This window comes from Melghirimyces thermohalophilus (assembly GCF_900102685.1).
In the GTDB taxonomy this organism is placed as follows: Bacteria; Bacillota; Bacilli; order Thermoactinomycetales; family DSM-45169; genus Melghirimyces; species Melghirimyces thermohalophilus.
In genome coordinates this window covers 24,210-48,735 of the sequence record NZ_FMZA01000013.1, presented here as the reverse complement: position 1 = coordinate 48,735, position 24,526 = coordinate 24,210, and the positions used below count along the sequence as shown (strand labels likewise).

General features: G+C 54.7%; 29 protein-coding genes. 2 read left to right on the top strand and 27 right to left on the bottom strand.

Translation table 11 applies throughout. From position 1 onward, the window contains the following. Positions 1 to 6: 6 nt before the first annotated feature. Together BLP91_RS10755 and BLP91_RS10750 are read right to left on the bottom strand one after the other, a co-directional pair. On the bottom strand, positions 7 to 1,470 hold the full coding sequence (locus tag BLP91_RS10755; protein WP_091570735.1) for a PTS mannitol transporter subunit IIBC: 1,464 nt from the start codon (positions 1,468 to 1,470) through the stop codon (positions 7 to 9). Positions 1,471 to 1,657: 187 nt separating this feature from the next. After that, positions 1,658 to 2,362: a Type 1 glutamine amidotransferase-like domain-containing protein gene (locus BLP91_RS10750; RefSeq protein ID WP_091570733.1), complete on the bottom strand. Its 705-nt coding sequence runs from the start codon at positions 2,360 to 2,362 to the stop codon at positions 1,658 to 1,660. Positions 2,363 to 2,501: 139 nt separating this feature from the next. Here BLP91_RS10750 and brnQ point away from each other — a divergent pair, with 139 nt between their 5' ends. Together brnQ and BLP91_RS10740 are read left to right on the top strand one after the other, a co-directional pair. Next, positions 2,502 to 3,827, top strand: a complete 1,326-nt coding sequence (gene brnQ, locus BLP91_RS10745) for a branched-chain amino acid transport system II carrier protein (protein ID WP_091570730.1) — start codon at positions 2,502 to 2,504, stop codon at positions 3,825 to 3,827. 215 nt (positions 3,828 to 4,042) lie between these two features. Further along, positions 4,043 to 4,618 carry a hypothetical protein gene (locus tag BLP91_RS10740; RefSeq protein WP_091570727.1) on the top strand — a complete coding sequence of 192 codons (576 nt, stop codon included), beginning with the start codon at positions 4,043 to 4,045 and terminating at the stop codon, positions 4,616 to 4,618. 9 nt (positions 4,619 to 4,627) lie between these two features. Here the strand turns inward: BLP91_RS10740 and BLP91_RS10735 are convergent, their stop codons facing one another. The 25 genes from BLP91_RS10735 to rpmF form a co-directional block, all read right to left on the bottom strand. After that, positions 4,628 to 4,993, bottom strand: a complete 366-nt coding sequence (locus tag BLP91_RS10735; RefSeq protein WP_091570725.1) for a YraN family protein — start codon at positions 4,991 to 4,993, stop codon at positions 4,628 to 4,630. Positions 4,994 to 5,078: 85 nt separating this feature from the next. After that, entirely contained in the window at positions 5,079 to 5,870 is a 792-nt protein-coding gene (locus BLP91_RS10730; RefSeq protein ID WP_091570722.1) for a ribonuclease HII, read from the bottom strand. Then, on the bottom strand, positions 5,845 to 6,735 hold the full coding sequence (gene ylqF, locus BLP91_RS10725; RefSeq protein ID WP_091570720.1) for a ribosome biogenesis GTPase YlqF: 891 nt from the start codon (positions 6,733 to 6,735) through the stop codon (positions 5,845 to 5,847). Before ylqF ends, BLP91_RS10730 begins: the two co-directional genes overlap by 26 nt. A gap of 14 nt (positions 6,736 to 6,749) precedes the next feature. After that, entirely contained in the window at positions 6,750 to 7,310 is a 561-nt protein-coding gene (gene lepB, locus BLP91_RS10720; protein ID WP_091570717.1) for a signal peptidase I, read from the bottom strand. A 98-nt stretch (positions 7,311 to 7,408) separates the two neighbouring features. Next, complete coding sequence (rplS, locus tag BLP91_RS10715; protein ID WP_091570713.1) at positions 7,409 to 7,753, bottom strand: 50S ribosomal protein L19; 345 nt, start codon at positions 7,751 to 7,753, stop codon at positions 7,409 to 7,411. A 116-nt stretch (positions 7,754 to 7,869) separates the two neighbouring features. Continuing rightward, positions 7,870 to 8,613 carry a tRNA (guanosine(37)-N1)-methyltransferase TrmD gene (gene trmD / locus BLP91_RS10710; RefSeq protein ID WP_091570710.1) on the bottom strand — a complete coding sequence of 248 codons (744 nt, stop codon included), beginning with the start codon at positions 8,611 to 8,613 and terminating at the stop codon, positions 7,870 to 7,872. A 16-nt stretch (positions 8,614 to 8,629) separates the two neighbouring features. Next, entirely contained in the window at positions 8,630 to 9,154 is a 525-nt protein-coding gene (rimM, locus tag BLP91_RS10705; protein WP_091570705.1) for a ribosome maturation factor RimM, read from the bottom strand. A gap of 30 nt (positions 9,155 to 9,184) precedes the next feature. Continuing rightward, positions 9,185 to 9,412 carry a KH domain-containing protein gene (locus tag BLP91_RS10700; RefSeq protein WP_091570702.1) on the bottom strand — a complete coding sequence of 76 codons (228 nt, stop codon included), beginning with the start codon at positions 9,410 to 9,412 and terminating at the stop codon, positions 9,185 to 9,187. Positions 9,413 to 9,452: 40 nt separating this feature from the next. Then, positions 9,453 to 9,725, bottom strand: a complete 273-nt coding sequence (gene rpsP, locus BLP91_RS10695) for a 30S ribosomal protein S16 (RefSeq protein WP_091570698.1) — start codon at positions 9,723 to 9,725, stop codon at positions 9,453 to 9,455. Between the two features lie 33 nt (positions 9,726 to 9,758). After that, complete coding sequence (gene ffh / locus BLP91_RS10690; protein ID WP_091570696.1) at positions 9,759 to 11,108, bottom strand: signal recognition particle protein; 1,350 nt, start codon at positions 11,106 to 11,108, stop codon at positions 9,759 to 9,761. Positions 11,109 to 11,136: 28 nt separating this feature from the next. Beyond that, positions 11,137 to 11,475 (bottom strand): YlxM family DNA-binding protein, encoded by a 339-nt coding sequence (ylxM, locus tag BLP91_RS10685; protein WP_245662234.1) that lies wholly within the window; start codon positions 11,473 to 11,475, stop codon positions 11,137 to 11,139. A 247-nt stretch (positions 11,476 to 11,722) separates the two neighbouring features. Beyond that, on the bottom strand, positions 11,723 to 12,712 hold the full coding sequence (gene ftsY / locus BLP91_RS10680) for a signal recognition particle-docking protein FtsY (RefSeq protein ID WP_091570691.1): 990 nt from the start codon (positions 12,710 to 12,712) through the stop codon (positions 11,723 to 11,725). Then, positions 12,709 to 16,314, bottom strand: a complete 3,606-nt coding sequence (smc, locus tag BLP91_RS10675; RefSeq protein ID WP_091570688.1) for a chromosome segregation protein SMC — start codon at positions 16,312 to 16,314, stop codon at positions 12,709 to 12,711. The genes ftsY and smc overlap by 4 nt, the downstream gene beginning before the upstream one ends. An 85-nt stretch (positions 16,315 to 16,399) precedes the next feature. Beyond that, positions 16,400 to 16,735 (bottom strand): tRNA-binding protein, encoded by a 336-nt coding sequence (locus BLP91_RS10670; RefSeq protein WP_091570685.1) that lies wholly within the window; start codon positions 16,733 to 16,735, stop codon positions 16,400 to 16,402. 30 nt (positions 16,736 to 16,765) lie between these two features. Next, positions 16,766 to 16,948, bottom strand: a complete 183-nt coding sequence (locus BLP91_RS10665) for a DUF8066 domain-containing protein (protein WP_091570683.1) — start codon at positions 16,946 to 16,948, stop codon at positions 16,766 to 16,768. Continuing rightward, positions 16,945 to 17,175, bottom strand: a complete 231-nt coding sequence (locus BLP91_RS10660; protein WP_091570681.1) for a DUF8066 domain-containing protein — start codon at positions 17,173 to 17,175, stop codon at positions 16,945 to 16,947. Before BLP91_RS10660 ends, BLP91_RS10665 begins: the two co-directional genes overlap by 4 nt. 354 nt (positions 17,176 to 17,529) lie before the next feature. Then, positions 17,530 to 18,222 carry a ribonuclease III gene (gene rnc, locus BLP91_RS10655; RefSeq protein WP_091570677.1) on the bottom strand — a complete coding sequence of 231 codons (693 nt, stop codon included), beginning with the start codon at positions 18,220 to 18,222 and terminating at the stop codon, positions 17,530 to 17,532. A 17-nt stretch (positions 18,223 to 18,239) separates the two neighbouring features. Continuing rightward, the gene (gene fabF, locus BLP91_RS10650) at positions 18,240 to 19,487 is read right to left on the bottom strand and encodes a beta-ketoacyl-ACP synthase II (RefSeq protein ID WP_091570674.1); all 1,248 of its coding nucleotides are present in this window, start codon (positions 19,485 to 19,487) and stop codon (positions 18,240 to 18,242) included. A gap of 106 nt (positions 19,488 to 19,593) precedes the next feature. After that, entirely contained in the window at positions 19,594 to 19,827 is a 234-nt protein-coding gene (locus tag BLP91_RS10645) for an acyl carrier protein (protein WP_091570672.1), read from the bottom strand. Between the two features lie 75 nt (positions 19,828 to 19,902). After that, positions 19,903 to 20,646 (bottom strand): 3-oxoacyl-[acyl-carrier-protein] reductase, encoded by a 744-nt coding sequence (gene fabG, locus BLP91_RS10640; protein ID WP_091570669.1) that lies wholly within the window; start codon positions 20,644 to 20,646, stop codon positions 19,903 to 19,905. Between the two features lie 11 nt (positions 20,647 to 20,657). After that, positions 20,658 to 21,593, bottom strand: coding sequence for an ACP S-malonyltransferase (gene fabD, locus BLP91_RS10635; protein ID WP_091570666.1), 936 nt, complete (start codon positions 21,591 to 21,593; stop codon positions 20,658 to 20,660). Between the two features lie 21 nt (positions 21,594 to 21,614). Continuing rightward, entirely contained in the window at positions 21,615 to 22,613 is a 999-nt protein-coding gene (locus BLP91_RS10630) for a beta-ketoacyl-ACP synthase III (RefSeq protein ID WP_091570664.1), read from the bottom strand. Between the two features lie 5 nt (positions 22,614 to 22,618). After that, positions 22,619 to 23,617 carry a phosphate acyltransferase PlsX gene (gene plsX / locus BLP91_RS10625; RefSeq protein WP_091570661.1) on the bottom strand — a complete coding sequence of 333 codons (999 nt, stop codon included), beginning with the start codon at positions 23,615 to 23,617 and terminating at the stop codon, positions 22,619 to 22,621. Then, on the bottom strand, positions 23,618 to 24,178 hold the full coding sequence (gene fapR, locus BLP91_RS10620; RefSeq protein WP_091570658.1) for a transcription factor FapR: 561 nt from the start codon (positions 24,176 to 24,178) through the stop codon (positions 23,618 to 23,620). A gap of 135 nt (positions 24,179 to 24,313) precedes the next feature. Beyond that, positions 24,314 to 24,487 carry a 50S ribosomal protein L32 gene (rpmF, locus tag BLP91_RS10615; RefSeq protein ID WP_091570656.1) on the bottom strand — a complete coding sequence of 58 codons (174 nt, stop codon included), beginning with the start codon at positions 24,485 to 24,487 and terminating at the stop codon, positions 24,314 to 24,316. Between the last annotated feature and the right edge of the window lie 39 nt (positions 24,488 to 24,526).

The window sequence follows — 24,526 nt, the reverse complement described above, 5'->3', positions numbered from 1 at the left end:
CTGCTTTTACGAATCATCTTCCTTCAGCCGGTTTACAAGGGCGTCGTATTCAGGGCTGGCCAAGAAATTATCGACGGAAATGTGCCGGGCCCCAGGCAACTTTTCCTTGGCCCGATCCGTCAGGTTTTTATGAGTGATGACGATATCGGCATCTGCAGGCAATTTGCTGATCGCCGTGTTGGTCACCTCAATATCGAGCCCCGCTTTATCCACCTTGCTTTTCAGAACCGAGGCACCCATGGCGCTGGAGCCCATGCCGGCATCACAGGCGAAGACGATTTTGTTGACATCCTTTTCCTGATCCGGTTTCGGTTCCGGAGTCTCCTCTTTCACCGGCTCTTTAACCATCTCGGACGCCGCCATACTTTTCTTCCCTTTCATCGATTCCATGGTGCGGGTGGCTGTCGCCAAGTCCCCGTCGGTGTCGGGACTTCGTTTCAGGAACAGGGAAGCGACCAGGAAGGAGACGACCGTCGCTGTCAGCACCCCTGCCAAGACGCCAAGATAACCGCCGCGGGGAGTCATCGCCAGCAGGGCGAAGATGCTGCCTGGTGAGGGAACCGCTACCAACCCGGCACCAAATAAAGAGAAGACAAAGACCCCGCTGATGCCGCCGGCGATCGCAGCCAGGATCAGAGCCGGTTTCATGAGGATGTACGGGAAATAAATCTCATGAATACCGCCGAGAAAATGAATCACAGCGGCCCCTGGTGCCGATTGTTTCGCCATGCCTTTACCTACCAACCAGTATGCGGCCAAAATGCCCAGACCGGGGCCCGGATTGGACTCCAGCAGAAATAGAATCGACTCTCCGGTCCGGCTGGCCTGATCCACGCCGATCGGACTCAAGATGCCGTGGTTGATGGCGTTATTCAGGAACAACACCTTGGCCGGTTCGATAAACAGGTTGGCCAGAGGCAACAACCCCGCACCGATGATCCACCCCACACCGGCAGCCAGCAGTTTGTTCAACCCCAATACCACCGGTCCGATTGCGAGATAGGCGGCAATGGTGAGGAGAGCGGCCACAATACCGGCGGAAAAGTTGTTGACCAGCATTTCAAAACCAGAACGCACTTTTCCTTCAAACAGGCGATCCACCTGCTTGATCACCCAACCAGCCACAGGCCCCATCAACATAGCACCCAGGAACATCGGAATGTCCGCCCCGATGATCACACCGATGGTGGCGGTGGCACCTACAACGCCGCCGCGGGCACCGTAAATCATATTGCCGCCGGTAAATCCGATCAACAAGGGCAACAGGTATTTGATCATCGGATCGACCAGTTTAGCCAGATTTTCATTGGGCAGCCACCCCGACGGGATAAAGAGGGCGGTAATCAACCCCCAAGCGATAAATGCCCCGATGTTCGGCATGATCAATCCGCTGAGAAAACTACCCATCCGCTGTATCTTTACACGCCAATCGCTGTTTTTTTCCGAGTCATTTCTTCGATTGTCACCCATGCTTTCCCCTCCTTTACCATCTATCTCAAGGATAAAACGGTTTCACCGCCTTCTCAATTTAAAGAAAACCCATCTTTGTCACGAGCTTTGTTGACATCCTTTTGCTTAGTATGTCTTGTGGAAAACATTTTTACCTTCATCCATCAAAAAGAGCGCCCTCAGGCGCTCATCGATCCATTCCGTTGATTCATCCCTTCTCACCTAAATAGACAGACTCCAGCTCCCTCTCCACCACTCGGTCGCCCCTTCGCTGCAACCGGTACGCTTTGGCCCGGGGACGGGAGGTGACTACCTGTTTTAACTCTTTTCCTAAAAAGTGAAGAGCGGCACCATCGTCGGCAGCCACACCGTCTCCGATGGCTCCCTCCCGTAACAGACGGTGAAAGCCGGGGCGACGTTCTTCTTGCCCATCGAAGTGGGGACAGGCACTCCCCTCCAAAAACCCGAGGCCTTCCACCCGGCTGATCCGGCCAGGAACGGAATCGGTGACCGCCTCCTCAAACCAACAGATGGCGCCGGCACTGATACCGGCCAACACTTTCCCCTCTTCCCAGGCCTTGCGGAAGATTCGATCCAACTCCCATGCCTTCCACAGGGCTACCAGGTTTTTTGTATTACCCCCACCGACGTATATTATATCCTTATCCATCACATAATCCTCCAAATCGGAGGTGGGAGGTGGAAACAGCGTCAACCGGGAAGGTTCGCAGTCCAACTTTTTGAACGCCCGGTAAAAACGTCGGATATAATCGACGGAATCCCCACTGGCGGTAGAAACAAAACAAACCTTCGGTTTCTTTTTCCCAGATTGTTTCAGCACATATTGATCCAAAAGCGGATTCTCTGGCTCCATGGAGAAGCCTCCACCCCCCATGGCGATGATCGGGCCCATCTGCAATGCTCCTTTCGCTTCTACTGGTTTATCTTTCCTTACATAACCGCTATTCAAATGTAGAAGGGTTTGATATAGTGGAAATCAGAAAATTTCATCCGCACTTATCAACCATTTCAGAATACAGGGAGTAGTTAATATGAGTAAACCATCCACGAAAGATATTATATCCATTGGATTGATGATGTTGGCTCTCTTTTTCGGAGCCGGTAACATGATCTTCCCACCAGCCCTGGGTCAGGCCGCCGGCTCCCATGTATGGCCCGGAATGGCCGGCTTTATCCTCACCGCCGTCGGGCTTCCCCTCCTGGGGGTGATCGCTATCGCTGTCACCGGGGGAAGCCTACAGAAAATTAGCAGCCGGGTTCACCCCTGGTTTGGACTGGCCTTCACCGTCGCCATCTATTTTGTGATCGGTCCCTTGTTCGCGACGCCGCGAACGGCTAGTGTCGCCTTTGAAATGGGAGCACGCCCCTTTCTGCCTGCGGGAGTCGATCCTTCCGGTTGGCCGATGCTCTTATATTCTTTGATCTTTTTTGCTCTCACCTTTTGGCTCTCCCTCAATCCCTCGAAGTTGGTGGACCGGATCGGGAACATCTTGACTCCGCTGCTCTTGGTGATCATCGCCACCATGTTGGTGAAAAGTTTGTTGGATCCAGTCGGGACCATCGGTGCACCAACTGGCGTTTATCAGAAGGAAGCCTTTTTCAGTGGGTTTATGGAAGGATACCTCACCATGGACGCGTTGGCAGCCCTCGTCTTTGGTATTGTCGCTGTTCAGACCGTGAAACAGCGAGGGGCTCAGGACCGAAAGACCGTGATCTCCTTCACCGTAAAAGCCGGTTTGGTGGCAGCGGCGGGTCTAACGGTAGTATACCTCACCCTGGGCTATCTGGGGGCGACCAGTGCCTCCCTCGGCCGGTCGGAAAACGGCGGACAAGTTCTAACCTCTTTGGTAACAGCCCTGTTCGGTGAACCAGGATCCCTATTATTGGGCATAGCGGTCACTCTAGCCTGTCTGACCACCTCCGTGGGATTGATCACCTCATGCGCCATGTACTTTTCAGAGCTTTTACCCGCTTTGGACTACAAAAAGACAGCGGTGGCCCTGTGTATCATCTCGATGACGGTGGCCAACCTGGGGCTGACCCAGATCATCGCTGTCTCGGTACCTGTCCTGACGATGCTTTATCCCCTGGCTATTGTACTAATTTTCGCCAGCCTGTTCCGTTCCTTCGATCATTTTCGGGCGATGTATGTATTCGCCCTGATCGGCACCGCTCTGGTCAGCATCACAGACGGGTTAAAAGCGATGAACATCGAGCTTGATTGGGTAGACTCCCTTTACGGATGGCTCCCCCTCTATTCGGAAGGCATCGGTTGGCTGCTCCCCGCTCTGTCAGGTGCCCTGATCGGATATGCCTGGCATCGCCTCAAGCCATCCGGATCCCTTTCCCGTGCATAATCACGCAAACACCCCTCCCCGGCGGGCTGGGGTGTTTTTTGATTCGCATTTATCCATCATGTTTCGATCCCCTATCCAATAGGAACCGAATCATGATACAGGCTTTGCTGTCCTTCCGGCGGGGGAAAAAATACAACCTCCGCGCTTGGTTTTCTTGCTATTCTTTATATAATATAATGAACAGGAGTGATCTCGCTCCTGAGGGGAGAGTTTAGATGTTTTCGAAACTTAAAAGCTTCTTCGACTTCACCCCAAACCCCGATGGGGATGAGGATAAGGAAACTTTACATAGAGAGTTGCGACGCTTGAAGAAGGAAAACGATGAATTGAGACTGAAACATCAGATGGCCCGAAAAAAATCAGTAGAGCGAGGAGAAGCCAAGCGGTATCATCTGGAGTTTTTTCTTTACGACGCCAAAGGGGATGAGGAGGCCCAGTACACCGAAGCGGATATTCACCGTTATCCCATGATGGGCTTTACCATTCACTACCTCGATGATGCTGGAAAGGCTGGCCGCCCGGAGTGGATGGTCCACATATTAAACGGGCTGGAAGAAACCTTTGCTGCGATGAAGGTGGTTCACCACACAGTAGATGATTCCAACCTGTACAGCTTCTTTGTCGATTTGAAACTGTATCCCCACATTGAAGTGAAAAAATGTATCTACCTCATCTTTCAACAGCTGTACCAGTGGCAGGAACACGGCCGTGATCAAGTGTCGTTGCGTGTTCATATCGGGGGAGAGGAACTTTACCAGGAACTGCTGAATCGCCACCTGGAAGCGGTCTAATGCAAGGTATCAGATCACCCCTTCCAGGTGATCAATCCGCGCCGGTTTGCTGGAATCGTTTAACAGAACAGAGATGACATCGATGCGAAAAGGGATCGACCCATGATGGTTCTGTTGTAGATAAGAGAGGGCCAACTTTCGCACCTGTTGTTGTTTCTTTCTATCGATGGATTGGAAGCCAAAACCGTAGCGGCTGCCGCGGGTGGTGCGCACTTCCACAATCACCAGTTGGCCTTCCTTTTCCGTCACGAGATCCAATTCCCCCAACCGGTTACGCCAATTGGTGTCCAGAATCCTGTATCCCTTGTTCCGCAAATAATCAGCCGCCACCTTTTCACCGATCCTGCCGGTCTCCCGTCTGCGATCCCTATCCAACCGATCACCACCTTTTGTGGATTTTTCGCCATTTTACACCAAAATTCCGTTTTTCACCACATAAAAAGGAGTGATTCCCGCCATCTTATCGGGACCACTCCTTTTTCGCTCGTTCTTTTACCGGTGCAAAGCTCTTTCGATGGATGGGGGAGACACCCCACCGGTCCAAAGCAGCCAGATGGTCAGGGGTGCTGTAACCGACATGGGACTCAAACCCATATTGGGGATATCGCTTGCCTGCTTCCATCATCCAGTCATCGCGAACCGTTTTGGCGATGATAGAAGCGGCTGCGATGGAATGGCTGAGGGCGTCACCCTTCACGATATCCTGTTGCTCCAGTGTGATACCAGGGACACGCAGCGCATCCAACAAGAGACAATCCGGTTTCGGATCCAATTGGGCCACTGCTCGGCGCACTGCCTCATAGGTCGCTTGGAGAATATTATGTTGATCGATGTAGCCATGATCCACAACCCCAACCCCGATGGCGGTCGCCTCGGCTTCGATCCGGCTTCGGAGGGAAAGCCGCTCATCCCGAGTCAATTTTTTGGAATCATTGAGACCTCGAGCATCAAAACCATCCGGAAGGATCACCGCAGCCGCTACGACCGGACCGGCCAAGGGCCCACGGCCTGCTTCATCCACACCGGCGATCAAACGGTATCCACGCTCACGATATGTACGCTCAAACTGCCACATCTCTTCGATCCGTTTCTGTTCACGCCGCTCGGCTTCCCGCTTTTTCAAATAAGAACGAGCCAGCTTCTGTACGCCGGCCCGGGGATCCGATAGAAGTGCATTCAGATCGGACTCAGAGATGTTTTTTTCTCTCGACAAGCGATCCGCAATCTCACGGATGGTCCCTTTTACTTTCATCCATCTCCTCCTCCCAATCCACTGGAAATTCCAGGGAGATCCTCCCCAACCGGCCGGAACGAAAATCTCGTAGGACGATTTCCGCCGCCTTTTCCAAATCGACTTCCCCGCCTTTTCGCATGCAACCCCGCCGTTTGCCCACCTGTTCCAAAAGCGCCAATCCTTCTTGGCCTTCGACCTCCTCCAGATTGTACCGTTTCCGCAGGGAGTCAGGATATTTTCGGGATAAGTAACTGATAAGATATAGGCCGATCTCGTCTATAGACAAGATCTCTTCCTTGATAGCTCCGCTGGCAGCCAAACGCAAACCCACGTCCCGATCTTCAAATTTGGGCCACAAAATACCTGGGGTATCCAGAAGCTCCATCCCATTTTCCAGCTTAATCCATTGTTGAGCTTTGGTCACGCCTGGTCGGTCGCCGGTTTTGGCGATGTTCTTCTTGGCCAGTCGATTGATCAAGGCCGATTTGCCTACGTTGGGCACCCCCAACACCATCGCCCGAATGCGATGGCGTCGAATTCCTTTTTTGGCCTGGGCTTCGATTTTCTCCTTCATCAGGTCCTGGCTGATGGAAAAGAGGGCCTTCACTCCGGAGCCTGATAGCAGATCCATGGAAAGCGCCTGTGTTTTGCCTTCACGGAAGGTTTCCGACCATTGCCGGGTTGCCTTTGGATCGGCTAAATCGTTTTTGGTCAACAGAATGATCCGCGATTTTCCCTGAACCAGCTGATCGATCATCGGATTGCGGCTGGACAGGGGTAATCGTGCATCCACGAGCTCCAGGACCAAATCCACTTGCTTTAATTTTTCCTCCACTTGGCGACGGGCTTTGGCCATATGTCCGGGAAACCACTGAATCGTCATATTGGATCACCTGCTCACCACAAAACCTGAAAATCTTTCAACGGCCAGAAAATCACGTCCGCCCTTCCCACAACATGATCGATGGGGACGGGACCCACCTCCGGATTGCGGCTATCGCTGCTGTTCATTCGGTTATCACCCATGACAAACACATGCCCTTCCGGGACTTTCACAGGTCCGAAATCAGCCGTCCGGTTTCCTTCATCTATGTATGGCTCCTCAATGCTTTCACCATTGACCCGCACCACGTTGTTATACGCGGAGACCGTTTGGCCCGGCAGCGCAATGACCCGCTTAATGTAATCTTTTTCCTCCGTGGCGTGAAAAACGATCACTTCTCCAGGTTTTGGATCACGAAACATGTAAAGCACCTTGTTTACGATCACCAAATCATTGTTATGCAGGGTGGACATCATGGAGGGACCGGAAACGCTGAAGGGGGAAAAGATAAAATAGCGGATGATCAATGCCAGAACCACAGCAACGGCTAGGGCTTGCACCCACTCCCATGCTTCATCGTTTCCCCGCCTCCTTCGTCTCCCATGTTTGGCGGAACGGGGGGTGAACTCGCTCATGAAGCTCCTCCTGACTCTCGCGATCAACCAACAAGAATACGGAGATTTCAGATAGTAAGCGATAAAAGGGCTTGAGACCCCCAAGCCCTTCATCCCAATTAATGAATTTCCTTGATCCGAGCAGCTTTACCTTGCAATTTCCGCAGATAGTACAGCTTAGCACGGCGCACTTTCCCGCGGCGGATCACTTCAATTTTATCAACACGAGGGGAATGAAGCGGGAACGTCCGCTCCACGCCGATACCGTAAGAGACTTTCCGGACCGTAAATGTCTCGGAAATTCCTTCGCCGCGACGCTGGATCACAACTCCTTCAAAGACCTGAATCCGTTCACGCTGCCCTTCGACAACCTTCACGTGAACACGGACCGTGTCACCGGCGCGAAACTGAGGCGTATCTTTGCGCAGTTGTTCTTCACCGATTTGGCGTACAAGTTCGTTCATGGGTTTCCCTCCTTCCCTCCATCAAGTCTCTATTCATCTAGCGGACCGAACACTCGTCGAGCACAAGATCCATTTTATCACATGGAAACTGTGAAAACAATTGAGCCCCCGAAGGACTAACTTTCCCGACGCTGCTTCTGCTGTTGGGAAAGCCAGGCCCGTTCTTCCTCGGACAAATCTTGCTTCTCCAGCAGATCCGGCCGACGCTCCAAGGTACGAAGAAGCGATTGACGCCGCCGCCACTGATCGATTTCCTTATGGTTTCCCGACAGCAATACGTCAGGAACGGCCCAGTCGCGGAACTCGGCAGGCCGGGTATATTGGGGATATTCCAAAAGACCCGTTGAAAATGAGTCGGCCTCCGCCGAGGATTCGTTGCCCAAGACCCCAGGAATCAATCGGATCACACTGTCCATCAGCACCATGGCGGGCAGTTCGCCTCCAGTCAGCACGTAATCGCCGATGGAGATTTCGTCGTCCACTAGATGCTCACGGATCCGTTCGTCAAATCCCTCATAATGGCCGCAAAGCAGAATCAGGCGGTCGTAACCGGCCAGCTCCTCCGCTTTTTTCTGCGTATAGGGAGTTCCCTGGGGGCTCATCATCACCACCGGAGGACGGGCAGCTGCCTCGTTGGTGATCGCCTCCACCGCATAAAAGAGCGGTTCCGGCTTCAACACCATTCCCCCGCCGCCGCCGTAAGGTGTATCATCGACGGTGCGGTGTTTGTTGGTGCTGTAGTCCCGGAAGTTGATCACAGAAGCGGTTACCAGCTCCCGATCCAACGCCCGTTTTAAGATGCTGGAGGAGAAAAATCCCTCAAACATCTCCGGGAATAACGTCAACACATCGAAATGCACGGGTTTGTCACCTCAATCACTCCAACCCTTCCATCCACTGGATGGTCACCCGTTCCTCCTCGGGATCCACATCCTTCACAACGGGGGCGATAAAGGGGATAAGCAGTTCACCGCCGGTATCCCTTTTGACCACCCACACATCGTTGGCGCCAGGTTGCAGGATATCGGTAACGGTCCCGATTCTCTCCCCGTCGGTGGTGAAAACCCCGCACCCGACAATCTCGTGCAGGTAGTATTCGTCCGGTTCCGCCCCTACCGCTTCCTCCCGGCCGATCATCAGGGTGCCTCCTTTGTAGGGCTCCGCCTGATTCACGTTGTCCCACTCCTCAAATCGGAGCAGCCAAAAGGATTTGTGGGGTCGGGAAGATGTTACTGTGAGCCACAGGCCACGCTGTTTCCGATCCGGGTGGCACAGAAACAGCTTGCTGCCGGAGGCGAAGCGCCTCTCCGGATAATCCGTCCGTGAGATCACCCGGACTTCCCCGCGGATGCCATGGGTTCCGGCGATATGGCCGACCGTCAACCATTCCGGTTCACGCATGGATCGCTCTCCTTTCCACGGGTTGCCCGATCAAAGGATCTCCACTGTGACCCGTTTTTTCTCTTTTACCGCAGCGGTTCCCACCACTGTGCGGAGTGCCTTGGCGATCCGCCCCTTTTTTCCGATCACCTTCCCCGTATCCTCCGGGTCGACGGAAAGCTGCAAAACGAGGTTCCCTTCCTCTTCCCGTTCTTGCACACGAACGGCTTCAGGGTGATCGACCAGGGCTTTTGCGATCACTTCAACCAGTTCCTTCAATCCAATTCCCCCTCAGGCCCGAGCGCATCAGGCAGGGAATTCACTTCTGGTTCTTGGCTTCGTGGATCTTTTTCATGATGCCTTCTTTACGGAACAGATTCTTTACCGTGTCGGAAGGTTGGGCACCCGTGTTCAGCCATTTGATGGCTTTTTCTTCGTCGATCTTCACTTGAACCGGTTGGGTCAACGGGTTGTAATACCCGATTTCCTCGATAAACCGGCCGTCGCGAGGCGCACGGGAGTCAGCCACGACCAAACGGTAAAAAGGCGACTTTTTCGCACCCATCCGTTTCAGACGGATTTTCACTGCCATTTCGTTTTCACCTCCTCTACAGGATCAAGCGAATCAAGGCATAAAGGGAAACTTAAATTTGCCAAATCCCTTTTTCTTCTTTCCTTTGGACATGGAAGTAAATTGTTTCATCATCTTTTTCATGTCCATGAACTGCTTGATCAACCGGTTCACATCCTGGACCGTCGTTCCGCTGCCCGCCGCAATCCGTTTGCGGCGGCTAGCGTTGATGATGTCCGGCTGCTGTTTTTCCTCACGGGTCATCGACCGGATGATCGCCTCCACCCGGGTCAGTTGTTTCTCATCTACCTGAAGGTTTTTCATGCCCTTCATCTGGCCCATGCCCGGCATCATGCCGAGCACCTCATCCAGGGGACCCATATTGCGCACCTGGTCCATCTGTTCCAGGAAATCGTCAAAGGTGAACTGCTGCTTACGCATCCTCCGTTCCAAATCCTTCGCCTTTTCCTGGTCAACGGAGGCTTGGGCCTTCTCGATCAGAGTGAGAACGTCCCCCATCCCTAAAATCCGGGAAGCCATTCGTTCAGGATGGAAAGGTTCCAGCGCGTCCACCTTCTCGCCCATCCCCGAAAACTTGACCGGACAGTCGGTGACCGACCGGACAGAGAGAGCGGCCCCACCCCGTGTGTCACCATCCAGTTTGGTCAGAATCACACCGGTCAAACCCAGTTCACGGTTGAAGCTTTCCGCCACATTGACCGCATCTTGACCGGTCATGGCATCCACCACCAGCAGGGTTTCATCCGGCTCCACCTTTTCCTTGATCGCCTTTAGTTCCTCCATCATCGTCTCGTCGATATGGAGGCGGCCGGCGGTGTCGATCAACACCGTATCATAGTCTTGATCCTTCGCTTCAGCCACCCCTTTTTCGGCGATTGTGACCGGACTTTCCTGATCTCCCATGGAGAAGACGGGTAGCTCCACCTGTTCTCCAAGCACTTCCAGCTGCCGGATGGCTGCCGGCCGGTACACGTCGCCAGCCACCAAGAGCGGTCGACGGTTTTGTTTCTTCAGGTATCGACCCAGCTTGCCGGTGGTGGTGGTTTTACCGGCACCCTGGAGCCCCACCATCATGATGACTGACGGTTTGGAGGTAAGTTCCAGCTTGCTCTGAGCTCCGCCCATGAGCTGGGTCAGCTCTTCATTGACAACCTTGATCACTTGCTGTCCGGGTGTCAGGCTTTTCAGCACTTCCTGTCCAACGGCGCGTTCCCGCACTTTGGACACAAAGTCTTTAACCACTTTGTAGTTGACGTCGGCTTCGAGAAGGGCCAGCCGGACCTCACGCATGGCCGCTTTGACGTCCGCCTCGCTCACCTTCCCTTTGCCTTTTAGTTTGGCGAGGGCTGATTGCAACCGTTCGGACAACCCTTCAAATGCCATGTTGCCGCCTCCCCCGTATCGTGATCACCTAATCCAATTTGAGAAGTTGGTCCAGCAAACGGCGGACGGTTTCCTGCTCCTCTCGGCCGTTCACTTGTTCCAGGATCGCCTCGGCGATCTCTGAGCGCTGGATGTGTTTGGACAAGAGCTGTAACGCTTCCTCCAGCTCCTCCAGCACCTCCCGGGACCGTTTGACGGTTTCAAACACGCCTTGGCGGGAAACACCGAGATGCTCAGCGATCTCGCCAAAGGACCAATCCTCGTGAAAATACAACTCCATCACATTCCGCTGCCTTTTCGTCAACAGCGGGCCGTAAAAGTCATACAGCAAGTTGACCCGGGTTGTCTCATCCAACAATCGGAGCACCTCTCATCCGCGTCAAGGCCATTACCTTTACACGATAGCTATCGTAACAATGGCTCTAGGGGTGTGTCAAGTTTTTTCTATTTACACTGCCAAACGAAGCATCTTAAGTCACAGGGAGGAATGGTAAAGGGATGACCAACAGCAAACCCCGGATACCTCATCCACAAAAAGCGATTCATGATGCGACAAAAGCTCACACTCTTTTGTGTGAGCTTTGTGTTCCGCCTGAGTTCCCTTTGGAAACGAATCAGGCCCCTCCCGTCTCTTTTTCCACCTCTTTCGCAAACAGGGCATGGACAAACTGTTCGGCATTAAAAGGCTGCAGATCATCCATTTTCTCACCGAGACCGATCCATTTGACGGGAACATTCAGTTCGCGACGGATGGCCAGGGCGATACCCCCTTTGGCGGTCCCATCCATCTTGGTCAACACGATCCCCGTAATATTGGTGGCCTCCTTAAAAATCTTGGCTTGCTGCAAAGCGTTTTGACCGGTGGTAGCATCCAACACCAACAGGCTCTCATGGGGAGCGTCGGCCACCTCCCGACCGATCACCCGGTGCACTTTCTTCAGCTCTTCCATCAGGTTAACCTTGTTTTGCAGGCGGCCTGCGGTATCACAGAGCAGAATGTCGGCTCCCCGGGACCGGGCGGCTTGGATCCCATCATAGATAACAGCGGCCGGATCAGAGCCCTCTTGGTGGCGGATCACGTCAACACCAACCCGATCCCCCCAAATCTCCAACTGTTCGATGGCCCCGGCGCGAAAGGTATCTCCCGCCGCCAACATCACCTTTTTTCCTTCCTCTTTGTAGTGATGGGCCAATTTTCCGATGGTGGTGGTTTTGCCGACCCCGTTCACCCCAACAAACAGGATCACCGTCAAGCCGTCGGGATTTTGATTCATCCCGGCTTCGTCGCCTTCTCCCTTCAGCATATCCACCAATATTTCCGACAGAAGGGGTTTCAGCTCCTCTGGATCCTTCAGTTTGCGCTCCTTCACTTCCACCCGCAACCGATCGACGATCTCCATGGTGGTGTCCACGCCGACATCGGCGCTGATCAGGATATCTTCCAGCTCTTCATATAGCTCTTCATCGATTTTATTGCGGCTGAAAACGGAGCTCATCGCTCCCGCCAGAGAAGCGCTGGTCTTGCTCAACCCGTTTTTAAACTTCTCCGTCACCGAACTGGTTGTCCGGGAGACGCTTTCCTTCAGCCGTTTGAAAAAACTCATCTGTCAACCTCCTTATCCCTGGCGGCCGCCACTTCTTCCTGTCCGTCAAACTCCTCCAAGCGGACGGAAACGATCCGGGAGACTCCCGCTTCCTCCATGGTAACCCCATACATCACATCGGCCCCCTCCATCGTCCGTTTCCGGTGGGTGATGATGATGAACTGTGTCTTCTGAGAAAATTCCCGGAGATAACGGGTGAAACGGCTCAGGTTGGCTTCATCCAAAGCAGCGTCCACTTCATCCAACACGCAAAAGGGGACCGGTTTGTACCTTAATACGGCAAACAACAGAGCGATCGCTGCCAAAGCACGTTCCCCGCCAGAAAGCAAACCGAGACTTTGGGGCTTTTTCCCGGGGGGTTGGGCCGTGATCTCGATCCCTGTCTCCAACAGATTGTCCGGGTCCGTCAGTTCCAGATCCGCCCGGCCTCCACCGAACATTTTAGCAAAAACATCATGAAATTCCTCGCGGATCGCCTGAAAGCTCTCCTGGAATCGATTGGACATCTCTGCTTCGATATTGCGGATCACTTCCTCCAGAGATGCTTTTGCCTCCAAAAGATCGTCCCGTTGGGAGGTTAGGAACTGCTGTCGCTCGCTGACGCGATTGTATTCATCGATCGCCCCCAGATTCACCTCCCCGAGGGAACTGATCTTTCCTCGGAGGGAACGCACTTCCCGCTCCGCTTCCTCCGGATCTTCCGGTGGTCCGTACCGTTCCTTGGCCAGCTCATAACTGATTTCGTACTCCTCCGCCAGCTTTTCCAGCAGGTGGTTTAGCTCCACATCCATACGGTTCACCTTCACTTCCTGCTGATGGAGCTCCGCTTCCGCCTGCTTCAGTTTCTGCTGATGATGACGCAGTGCTTCTTCCTGCTCTCCTCGGTCGCTGTGGAGCCGGTCCCGTTCCGTCTTGGCGGCACCCAGCTGCTCCTGAATGGAAGCTTTCTGTCGCCTCCACTCTTCTCCCCGCTCCTTCAGGGCCCGGTCCTCTTCCTCCTGATCCGTATGCCCCGTCTGAAGGTGGGAAAGTTGATCCCGGGCGTCGGCCAGTTGCCTCGTGAGCCGCTCTTTTTCCGTATCCAGTCGACGGCCGTCGGCCTCCAGGTATTCTCGCTCCTGGTTGAGACGGGCCACTTTGATCTTCCACTCGGTCACCTCACGATTGGCTTCATCCTTTTCGGAGGCTTCCTGTTCCACCCGTTGTTGGGATCGGTGGATATTTCGTCGCAGCTTTTCCTCCTCCTGTTCCATGGCCGTTTCCTTCTCGTCGATCCGGGCCAGTTCCTCTTGCACCCGGGTCTGCTGTTGCTCAATACTGACCCGCTGCCGGGAGGTTTCCTGCTGACGAGCTTCCAGGTTGCGCTGCTCCACATCTAGCTCCCGTTGCGACCCTTTTAACTCTTGTTCCCGCAGGCGACGAGTTTCCCCTTCTTGCCGGATCGCCTCCAGCCGTTCATCCAGAGCTTGCAAACGGGCCACAGCTTGTTGGTGAGCCGCTTCTTCCCGATCCCGCTCCTTATTCGCCGCTTCGATTTCCCGCTCCAACTCTTCCACCTGCCGGGAACGCCCTAACAGGTTGGTTCGGGACTGCTTCCGACTCCCCCCGGACATGGAACCGCCGGGATTCACCACATCCCCGTCAAGAGTGACCACACGGAAACGATACCCCAGCTCCCTAGCGACGGTGTTGGCATCTTCCAGGGTGCGAGCTACAATCACTTGTCCCAACAGATTGCCGACCAGGGTTTGATAAGCAGGGTCGCTCTTCACCAGCTCGGCGGCCACTCCAACCACGCCGGAAAGGTTTTTTAACCGATCCCGGTCGCGATGAGGAAGAGATCGGGGGCGAATCACGTCCAGGGGAAGGAAGGTGGCTCGTCCCGCTTTCCGCTGTTTCAGGTAACGGATTCCCTGTCGCCCAGTGGCCTCTTTGTCCACGACCAGGTGTTGCATCGCTCCTCCTAAGGCGGTTTCCAGTGCGCCTTCGTACTGTTGGGGCACATGAATCAATTGGGCAACTGCCCCGTGAACCCCAGCCAGTTCACTGACGCCCCGGTCCCGGGCCTTTAGGACTTCTTTTACCCCTTGGAAAAAACCGGCGTGTTCCGCCTCCATCTCTTTTACGATCTCCTGCCGAGAACGGAGCCCATCCCGCTTTTGCTCCGCATGGCGCAGCGCCTGAGCCGCCTGTTCTTCTTCCTTTGCCAACCGCTCCCGATCAGCGGCCGCTTCCCGGTACTGCTCCGCAAGACGGTCCAGATCGGCTTTCACTTCCCCGAGCTCCCGTTCCAACGCTTGCCTCCGTTGCGCTAGCTCCTCCGCAGCCAACTGGTCCCGTTCTATACGGGCATCTAGATCCGCCTTCTGTTCCCGCAGACGTTCCGCTTTCTCTTTTTGATAGCTCCGATCGCTCTGCAGGCGGGACCGCTGGTTGGAGAGAGTTTGCAAATCGGCTCTGAGGCGGTCCAAGTCATCCACGGCCTCATCCCCGTCGCTGGAAATACGGCTCTCCGCCTCTTGAAGCTCGGATTCCGCTTCCGCTAAGAGATGCTCCTTCTCCGCAAGCTGCTGTTGTTTTTGCTCCCGTTCCGCCTCCAGCTCTTTGATCTGATCAACAAGTTCGTCGATCCGCCGTCGGGTCTGCTCCATGTTTTGGACGCGGTTTCTGGCGCGCTCTTGGAGCACCTCCCGCTGTCCTTCGGCCTTTTCCAGTTCCTCACTGACACGAAGGAGTTCGCCTTGCAGGGTTTCCACCTGTTGCTCCTGTTGATCGATCTTCCACCGCAGCTCAGCCAAAGCAGCCTCCTGCCTGGAAACCTTTGCGGCCAACTCTGCCCGTTCCTCGCTTTGCTGCTGGAGGGAGCGATTCGCTTCCTGCCAGTTATGGTGGAGCGCTTCAATACGATGGACATACAGTCCGATCTCTTTGCGGGCCAGCTCCTCTTTCCACGCTTTATATCGTTTGGCTGTCTCCGCCTGTTCAGCAAGGGGCGTCACCTGATTCTCCAGCTCTTCCACCAGATCCTGGATCCGGGCCAGGTTTTGCTCGGTGGATTCCAGCTTCCGCTCCGCATCCCGCTTGCGGGATTTGTATTTGACGATTCCCGCCGCCTCTTCGAAGATAGCCCGCCGGTCTTCCGATTTAGTGGACAGGATCTCGTCGATTCGCCCCTGGCCAATCATCGAATAGGCATCCTTCCCGATCCCGGTGTCCATAAACAACTCATTGATATCTTTTAGACGACAGGGCTGCTTATTAATATAAAACTCGCTGTCGCCGGACCGGTAGACACGACGAGTGACGGTCACTTCCGCATAATCCAAGGGAAGCTGATGATCCGTGTTGTCAAAGGTGATCGCCACTTCACAATAACCGACAGGCTTGCGGTCATCGCTTCCGGAAAAGATCACATCTTGCATCGATGCTCCCCGGAGCGATTTGGCGCTCTGTTCCCCCAACACCCACCGGATGCCGTCTGTCACATTGCTTTTACCGCTTCCGTTTGGTCCCACCACTGCGGTAACACCGGTGGTAAACTCCAATTCAGTCCGATCGGCAAACGATTTAAACCCGACCATATCCAGTCGTTTCAGGTGCACGCAACTCCCCCTCCTTTCCGAAAGTTCATTTTACTACAGACGGCACCGGGCTTCGAGCACTCCGGTGCCGTGTTTCGCCTATTGATCAGGTAATCCGGCTGCCGAGAGGAACCTCCCGGTCGGCCTGGACCAAAGCCACTTCGCCGTCGTCCATTTCCACACCCAGGACAAGCACCTCTGATTTGAAACCCGCCACCCGGATCGGAGAAAGGTTGGTCACCGCCAGTACCCGCATGCCTATAAGCTCTTCTGGTGTATACAATCGGGTGATCTGGGCGCTGCTCTGTTTGACCCCAATCTCCCCCAGATCAATCCAAAGCTTGTAGGCGGGTTTATGAGCCTCAGGAAACGGCTCCGCCCGAATCACCTTTCCAGTTCGGACTTCCACTTTCCAAAAATCATCGTATGTAATCTCAGACATGGCAGACACCTCCACAAGAAAGAATGAGGATCATCCATGATCCCATCGATGCTGCTCATTCCCCTTCTTTCCCGTCCAGACGGACAGGGAATGGGCGATCGACTCATGGGCTTTCATCCACCGCCAGCCGACGACCGCCAGAAAGATCAGCAGGACGAGGGAGACCAGGACCACCGTCATCCGGATCAAACCAAAGAGAATAAAGGGCGTCACCGGTCACCCTCCTTCTCTTCGGCATGATCCCCCGTGTCCTCCTTCGTCTCCTCGCCGACGGTATTCCCCCTCGCCGACTCTTTTTCCGCCACCAACCGCTCCAAGGCGGAAGCGATTCTTTCGTGCGCCCGCACCCCGCGCCAGATCATGACCAGAATAAAAATCACAACACCAACATACAAGGTGACCATCAGGGCCAGGGGCAACAGCTGTGCCAACACCTGCATTCAAATCGCACTCCTTTCAGAGTTACTCATGCAAAATGGATGACCAGAAAAGTTCATCTTATCTTGAAAGGAACCCGTCGTGTACCTTCAAAGCGAGACCGGGAACAAAGAGACCTGGCGAGACTTGTACTGTCAAGTGCAAAGCGAGACCGGGAACGGAGGGACCTGGCGAGACTTGTGCTGTCAAGTGCAAAGCGAGACCGGGAACGAAAAGACCTAGTGAGACTTGTGCCCTATAAGGGTGCAATATAGGACCTCTCGCACCGCAGATAAGCAGAACAAGAGACACTAGTTCAACCCGTGGCAACGATAAGAAAACCACCGGCTTTCCGCGGGAAACCGGTGGTCGGTTTGTCATTTCCGTTGCTGGAACCGCCCAAGTCCCTCGGCGGCAGCCCGCTGTTCCGCTTCTTTTTTCGATCGGCCGGTTCCGACACCCAGTTTTTCACCTGAGAGCCACACCTCTGCCATAAACTGACGATCGTGAGCCGGTCCTTTGACATCCACAATCTGATACTCTAGAGTGCCCAGATGTTCCTGCTGTACAGCTTCTTGCAACCGGCTTTTAGCGTCTGTAGCCTGAGCGAGCCACTGATCGTCAATCCGCGGAAAAATGATCGAGTCCATAAATTGGTGGATTCCCTCCAACCCTTTTTCCAGGTAGAGGGCCCCCACAAAAGCTTCAAATACATCAGCCAATAGAGCGGGGCGATTTCGCCCCCCTGTAATCTCTTCCCCCTTGCCTAGGCGGACATGTTTGCCGAAGTTCAACTCTCTCGCAAAGGAAGCGAGGGAGGGCTCGCACACAATCCGCGCCCGCATACGAGTCAGATCCCCTTCTTTTAAATCGGGAAACCGATGAAAGAGATATTCGGAAACGATTAGTTCCAGCACAGCGTCCCCGAGGAACTCCAGCCGTTCGTTATCCGGCTGGTCACGCCCCTCTTTTCGCTCATGGGCGAAAGATGTATGGGTAAATGCCTGTAAAAACAGCTTCTCATTTTGGAGAGACAGGCCGATGGTCTGTCCTAATTCGGCCAGGTTCAACTCCGATCACCACCTGCTTATTCCTCTCCGCCAAATGCCTTGAACGCAATGGTCGCATTGTGGCCGCCGAAACCCAAAGAGTTAGACAAGGCAGCCGACACTTGAACCCGGCGTGCTTCATTGGGAACATAGTCCAAGTCGCAGTCGGGATCCGGGTGTTCGTAGTTGATCGTTGGCGGTATGATACCTTCCTTCAGCGCCAGGGCGGTGGCGATGGCTTCCACACCCCCGCCTGCCCCCAAGAGATGCCCCGTCATCGATTTGGTGGAGCTGACCGCCAATTGATAGGCGTGTTCTCCAAAAACCGATTTGATGGCCATCGTCTCAAACTTATCATTAAAATCAGTGGAGGTACCGTGGGCATTAATATACCCCACTTCCTCCAGCTCCAGCCCGGCATCCTTTAGGGCCCGCTTCATGGAACGGGCGGCGCCTTCCCCTTCTGGAGCAGGAGCAGTCAGGTGGTGGGCGTCGCCGCTCATCCCGTAGCCGGCCACTTCCGCGATGATCTCTGCATCCCGGGCCAGGGCGTGGTCAAGACTTTCCAGGACGAGGATACCGGCCCCTTCACCCATGACAAATCCGTCCCGCTCCCGATCAAAGGGACGGCTCGCTTTTTCCGGTTCGTCATTGCGGCGAGACATCGCCTGGTTGGCACTAAAACCGGCGAATGCGATCGGGGTGATCGTCGCTTCGCTCCCCCCGGCAATCATCACATCGGCGTCTCCCCGCTCGATAATTTTCGCCGCATCTCCGATAGAGTGGGTTCCCGTAGCGCAGGCGGAAATCGCCGCACTGTTGGGCCCTTTGGCCCCGGTAGAGATGGAGACTTGTCCGGCGGCCATATTGGCGATCATCATCGGGATAAAGAAGGGACTGACCCGGCGGGGACCCTTTTCAAGCAATTTCTTATGCTCGGTCTCCCAGGTTTTGAGCCCGCCGATACCAGATCCGATATAAACTCCGATCCGGTCCGCATCTTCCTGGGTGATGTCGATCCCCGCATGGCTCAGGGCGTCTTTAGATGCCGCTACCGCAAACTGGACAAAGCGGTCCATGCGCCGGGCTTCCTTGCGCTCCATGTAATCCTGAGGATCAAAGTCTTTGACCTCCCCCGCCATGCGGGTTGGAAACTCGCTTGCGTCAAATTGAGTGACAGGGGCAACCCCCGATCTTCCATTGATCAAGTTGTTCCAAAACGTCGGTATATCGTTGCCGATCGGCGAGAGGACCCCCAGACCGGTGATCACTACCCGTTTCGACAATCTCGTCACCGCCTTTAATTATTACAAAAATGGGAGAGTAAGAGCAATCCTGTCGTCCCACAGCAAAAGTGTGGAAAGTCCCGTTGTGAACGGGACTTTCAGCTCTTTAGGAACGGGAATCGATATAAGCGACGATATCCCCGACTGTGTTGATCTTTTCCGCTTCCTCATCGGAAATTTCCATGGAAAACTCATCTTCCAGCTCGAGAATCATGTCCATCACGTCCAGGGAGTCAGCTCCCAGATCATCTTTAATGGAAGCTTCCTTGGTTACTTCCGAAGCATCCACTCCCAGACGATCCACGATAATCCGTTGCACGCGATCCAGCGTATCTGCCATGTCCTTCACCTCCCTTTTGTATTATACGAAATGGTCTCTCAAAAAACTAGCAAAGACTGTAGTGGAAGGACGGGGTCAGGAAGTCACCATTCCACCGTCCACGTTCAGGGTTTGCCCGGTGATGTAGCCGGCATGATCCGAAGCGAAAAAGCGCACGGCCCCCGCCACATCTTCCGGTTTACCCAAGCGGGCAAGGGGAATCTGTTTTTTCATTTCCCCCTGCACCTCTTCTCCCAATTGGGAGGTCATATCCGTTTCGATAAAACCGGGAGCGATAGCGTTTACAGTGATATTGCGGCTAGCCAGTTCCTTCGCTGTGGTCTTGGTCAGACCGATCACCCCCGCCTTAGCCGCCACATAGTTGGCCTGCCCGGGGTTGCCGGAGATGCCGACCACCGAGCTGATATTGATGATCCGACCGAAACGCTGTTTCATCATGGAGCGGGTCACCGCTTTGGTACAGAGAAAGACGCCCTTCAGATTGGTATCTACCACCTGGTCCCAGTCTGCCTCTTTCATGCGGAGCATCAGGTTGTCCCGGTTGACTCCGGCGTTATTGACCAAAATGTCGATCCGGCCGAATGTTTCCTGCACCTGTTTCACCGCGGCATCTACCTGGCCAGCGTCGGATACATCAGCCTGAATGACCAGCGGCTGGCCACCGGCTTCCCGCACTCGGTCAGCCGTCTGTTCGGCGGCATCCCGGTTCCCGGCATAGACGATCGCCACATCCGCCCCCGCTTCGGCGAGGGAAACGCAGATCGCACGACCGATGCCGCGAGAACCTCCGGTCACCATCGCGATTTTACCGGATAACATACTCACCCTCCTCACCCCATCTTTTCCAATAGATTCCTCAGCGATTCCTCATCCCGTACGGAGACAGCAGTGACACCTCGCTGGATTTTACGTATCAGACCGGTCAGAACATTGCCCGGACCGATTTCCACAAAGGTATCTACCCCTTCATCCACCATCCGGCGCACACTGTCCTCCCAAAGTACCGGAGAAGAGATTTGCTCCACTAAAGCGTGACGCAGTTTGTCCGCCACCCACTCCGGACGGGCAAATACGTTGGTCACGATGGGAACTGCGGCATCCCGCATATCCAGTTGTCCCAACACATCCTCCATCCGATCAGCAGCCGGCTTCATCAGGCTGGAGTGGAAGGGGCCGCTCACTGAGAGGGAAATCACCCGACGGGCTCCCGCAGTCATCATTTTCTCTCCAGCGGCTTTTACCGCATCCGCTTCACCGGAAATGACCAACTGCCCCGGACAGTTATAATTGGCCGGCTCCACAACACCAAGCTCCTCACTCACTTCCCGACAGACACGATCCACCGTTTCCCGGTCGGCCCCGATCACCGCTGCCATCGTTCCTTGTCCGGCGGGGACTGCCTCTTCCATAAACAGTCCCCGCTGCCGCACAGTCTGTACCGCATCAGCAAAGGAGATCACACCAGAGGCGGCCAGGGCTGTATATTCACCAAGGCTGTGGCCGGCGACAAAATCCGGCTTCAATCCGTTTTTTTCCACCAGGCGAAAGAGGGCAAAGCTAGTGGTCAGAATCGCTGGCTGCGCATTGGCTGTCAGGCGCAGTTGATCCTCCGGTCCCTCAAAACAGAGGCGGGACAGGGAAAAACCGAGTCGCTCATCCGCCTCTTCAAAACATTCCCGCGCCCAGGGATGTTCGTCGAAGGCCGTCCGTCCCATGCCGACGGCCTGGGATCCCTGGCCAGGAAACAGAAAGGCTGTTTTACCCAAAACCGTTCCTCCTTCGACTAATCAAGATACCGGATCCATCGTCCATTTCAGTACGGACGCGCCCCAGGTCATCCCGCCGCCGAATCCAACCAATACCAGGGTCTCCCCCTTTTTGATCCGGCCGGAACGGTAGGCTTCATTTAAGGCGACAGGAATCGATGCGGAAGACATGTTTCCGTAGCGGTCCAGATTGACGACCACCTTGTCACGTGACAAGCCCAGCCGGTGAATGGCGGTTTCGATGATCCGATCGTTGGCCTGGTGGGGAATCAGGAAGTCGACATCTTCTTTGGTCATTCCAGCTTTCCGCAACGCTTCCTCCGCGGAAGAGCCTAATACCCGCACCGCAAACTTAAAGACTTCCCGTCCGTTCATGGAGATAAAGTGGAGACGCTGTTCCACAGACTCTTTCGATGCCGGATGGCGAGATCCTCCACCGGATTGTTTTAACAGATCCCCGCCGGAACCGTCACCGCCTAGTTCGAAGGAGAGAAAACCTTCTCCTTCGGCAACAGGACCCAATACAGCAGCCCCCGCTCCATCTCCGAACAGGACACAGGTGTTTCGGTCGGTGTAATCGGTGATCCGGGACAGACAGTCCACCCCGATCACGAGAACATGTCGATACAGCCCGGTTTGGATGAATTGGGATCCAGTAGCTAGTCCGTACAAAAAGCCTGTACACGCTGCTGACAGATCAAAGGTGGCTGCCTTGCTAGCGCCGAGCCGATCCTGAACCAAGCAAGCCGTCGCAGGAAATGGCATATCAGGCGTCACCGTGGACACGATAATCAGATCCAGTTCCTCAGCCGTGATCCCAGCCGATTCCAAGGCTTGTTTCCCTGCCTCCACCGCCAGATCCGAGGAGGCTTGCTTTTCCGAAGCGATTCGCCGCTCCCGAATTCCGGTCCGACTGACAATCCATTTGTCGTTGGTATCGACCATTTTTTCCAGATCCGCATTGGTTAAGACCTTTTCAGGGAGATACGCTCCGGTACCGATGATACCCACTGCTCCCATGGCCCTCAACCCCTCTCCAAACGTTGTAATTCCTCGGAAATCCCCGGGATAACCCCCCGTTCTACAAACCGACGGGCCTGGCCAATCGCATTAAACACGGCGCGGCCATCAGAGGAACCGTGGGCTTTGACCACCGGTCCTTTTAATCCCAACAGCGGTGCACCGCCATGCTCTTTATAATCCAGATCCTGGGCAAACCTTTTCAAGCCTGGCTTCAGGATCGCTGCCGCCAGCTTAGTTAATGGGTTTCGCGTCAGCTCCTCTTTCAAGCGGCCAAAAACTCCTTTGGCGATACCCTCGGTATTTTTCAGCAAAACATTTCCGGTAAAACCATCGCTGACCAAAACGTCGCAAACCCCATGGAGGATATCCCGGGCTTCCACATTGCCCACAAAATGAACCGGTAACCGCCGGATCTCTTCATAGGCTTCCTTGGTCAGGGCATTTCCTTTCCCCTCTTCGGTGCCGATGTTCAACAAGCCGACCCGCGGCTTTTCCTGGCCCATCACTTTTTCAGCGTAGAGACTTCCCATGAGAGCATATTGCTTCAGGTGCTCTGGACGGGCATCGGGGTTAGCTCCGACATCCAAGACGAGCATGCCTTTCCCGTCCAGTGTGGGAAATACCGGAGAAAGGGCAGGACGGTCAATCGCCGACAGGCGACCGGTCACCATGGTGCCAGCAGCCATCAGTGCCCCAGTATTCCCGGCACTGATAAAAGCATCCATCTCCCCTTCTTTCACCATCCGGCACCCGACCACGATCGATGAACCTTTTTTGCGGCGAATCGCCCGCACCGGCTCCTCATCCGCCTCGATCCATTCCTCCACAACCTGAAGGTGCAGATTGGTAGGAGGTTGAGAGCCGATCAGAGGACGGACTAGCGGCTCGTGCCCCAGCAGGTAGAGCTCTGCATCCGGCCATTCTTCCGCCGCCTTTAGGCTCCCTTCCACAACAGCTCCCGGCGCGTGATCTCCACCCATGGCGTCTAACGCGATGCGCATTTACTGGTCCTCCTTTGAGCGGTACACATCAAATATTCCTTGAAAAACGGTTTCGTCCATTACGTATGTTTGCACATCGACTTGGGTCCGGCTGGGAGACACCTGGGTCACCTTCGCCTTCGCCACGCATTTTTCTCCCAGCTTAACCGGCCGCACAAACCGGATACTGGCAGTAGCGGTTAGGACCAGCTCGGCATCGACCACGGCCACAGCCAGTGAGTTTGCCTGGGCGAACAAGTGATGACCCCTGGCGATTTGGTGTCGGGCAAAGACATGCTCCTCGCGGATTTCCAACTCCGACACCGCGCTGTGATCCAGTTTCAGCTCGGTCACCTGACCGATCACCTCTTCCGGATACAGAGAGCGGACATGGTCAAAGTTTTTCTCCGCCATATGTTTGATCCGTCCCCGCAGCTCGGGAATCCCCAGCTCCATTCGGTCCAGCCGAATCGTTTGAATACTGACCCCATACCGACGGGCCATCTCCTCATCAGTGAGAAAAGGCTCGTGTTCCAGGGCCAGCTGCAGTTTTTTTTGCCGTTCGCGCTTTGACAGACGCACTGTGGAGGGGTCACCACCTTCTTAACACCACGTGTTAGTACCAAGTACTAATTCAGTATATCCGAAACCCCTCCCGTTGACAAGCGTCCAATATCAAAAAAAGGACCCCGGCTGGGTCCTTTCTGCTGCGGCGAATCAGTCGTTTACCACTTCTTTTCCTTTGTAATAGCCGCATTCCGGGCACACGCGGTGGGACAGTTTTAATTCCCCGCACTGCGGACATTGAACCATCCCCGGAACCGCCAGCTTGTAGTGGGTACGACGCTTCAGTTTGCGGGTTTTGGATGTTCTGCGCTTCGGTACTGCCATTGCTTTCACCCCCCTTATCGGCATTTACCATCATATGAG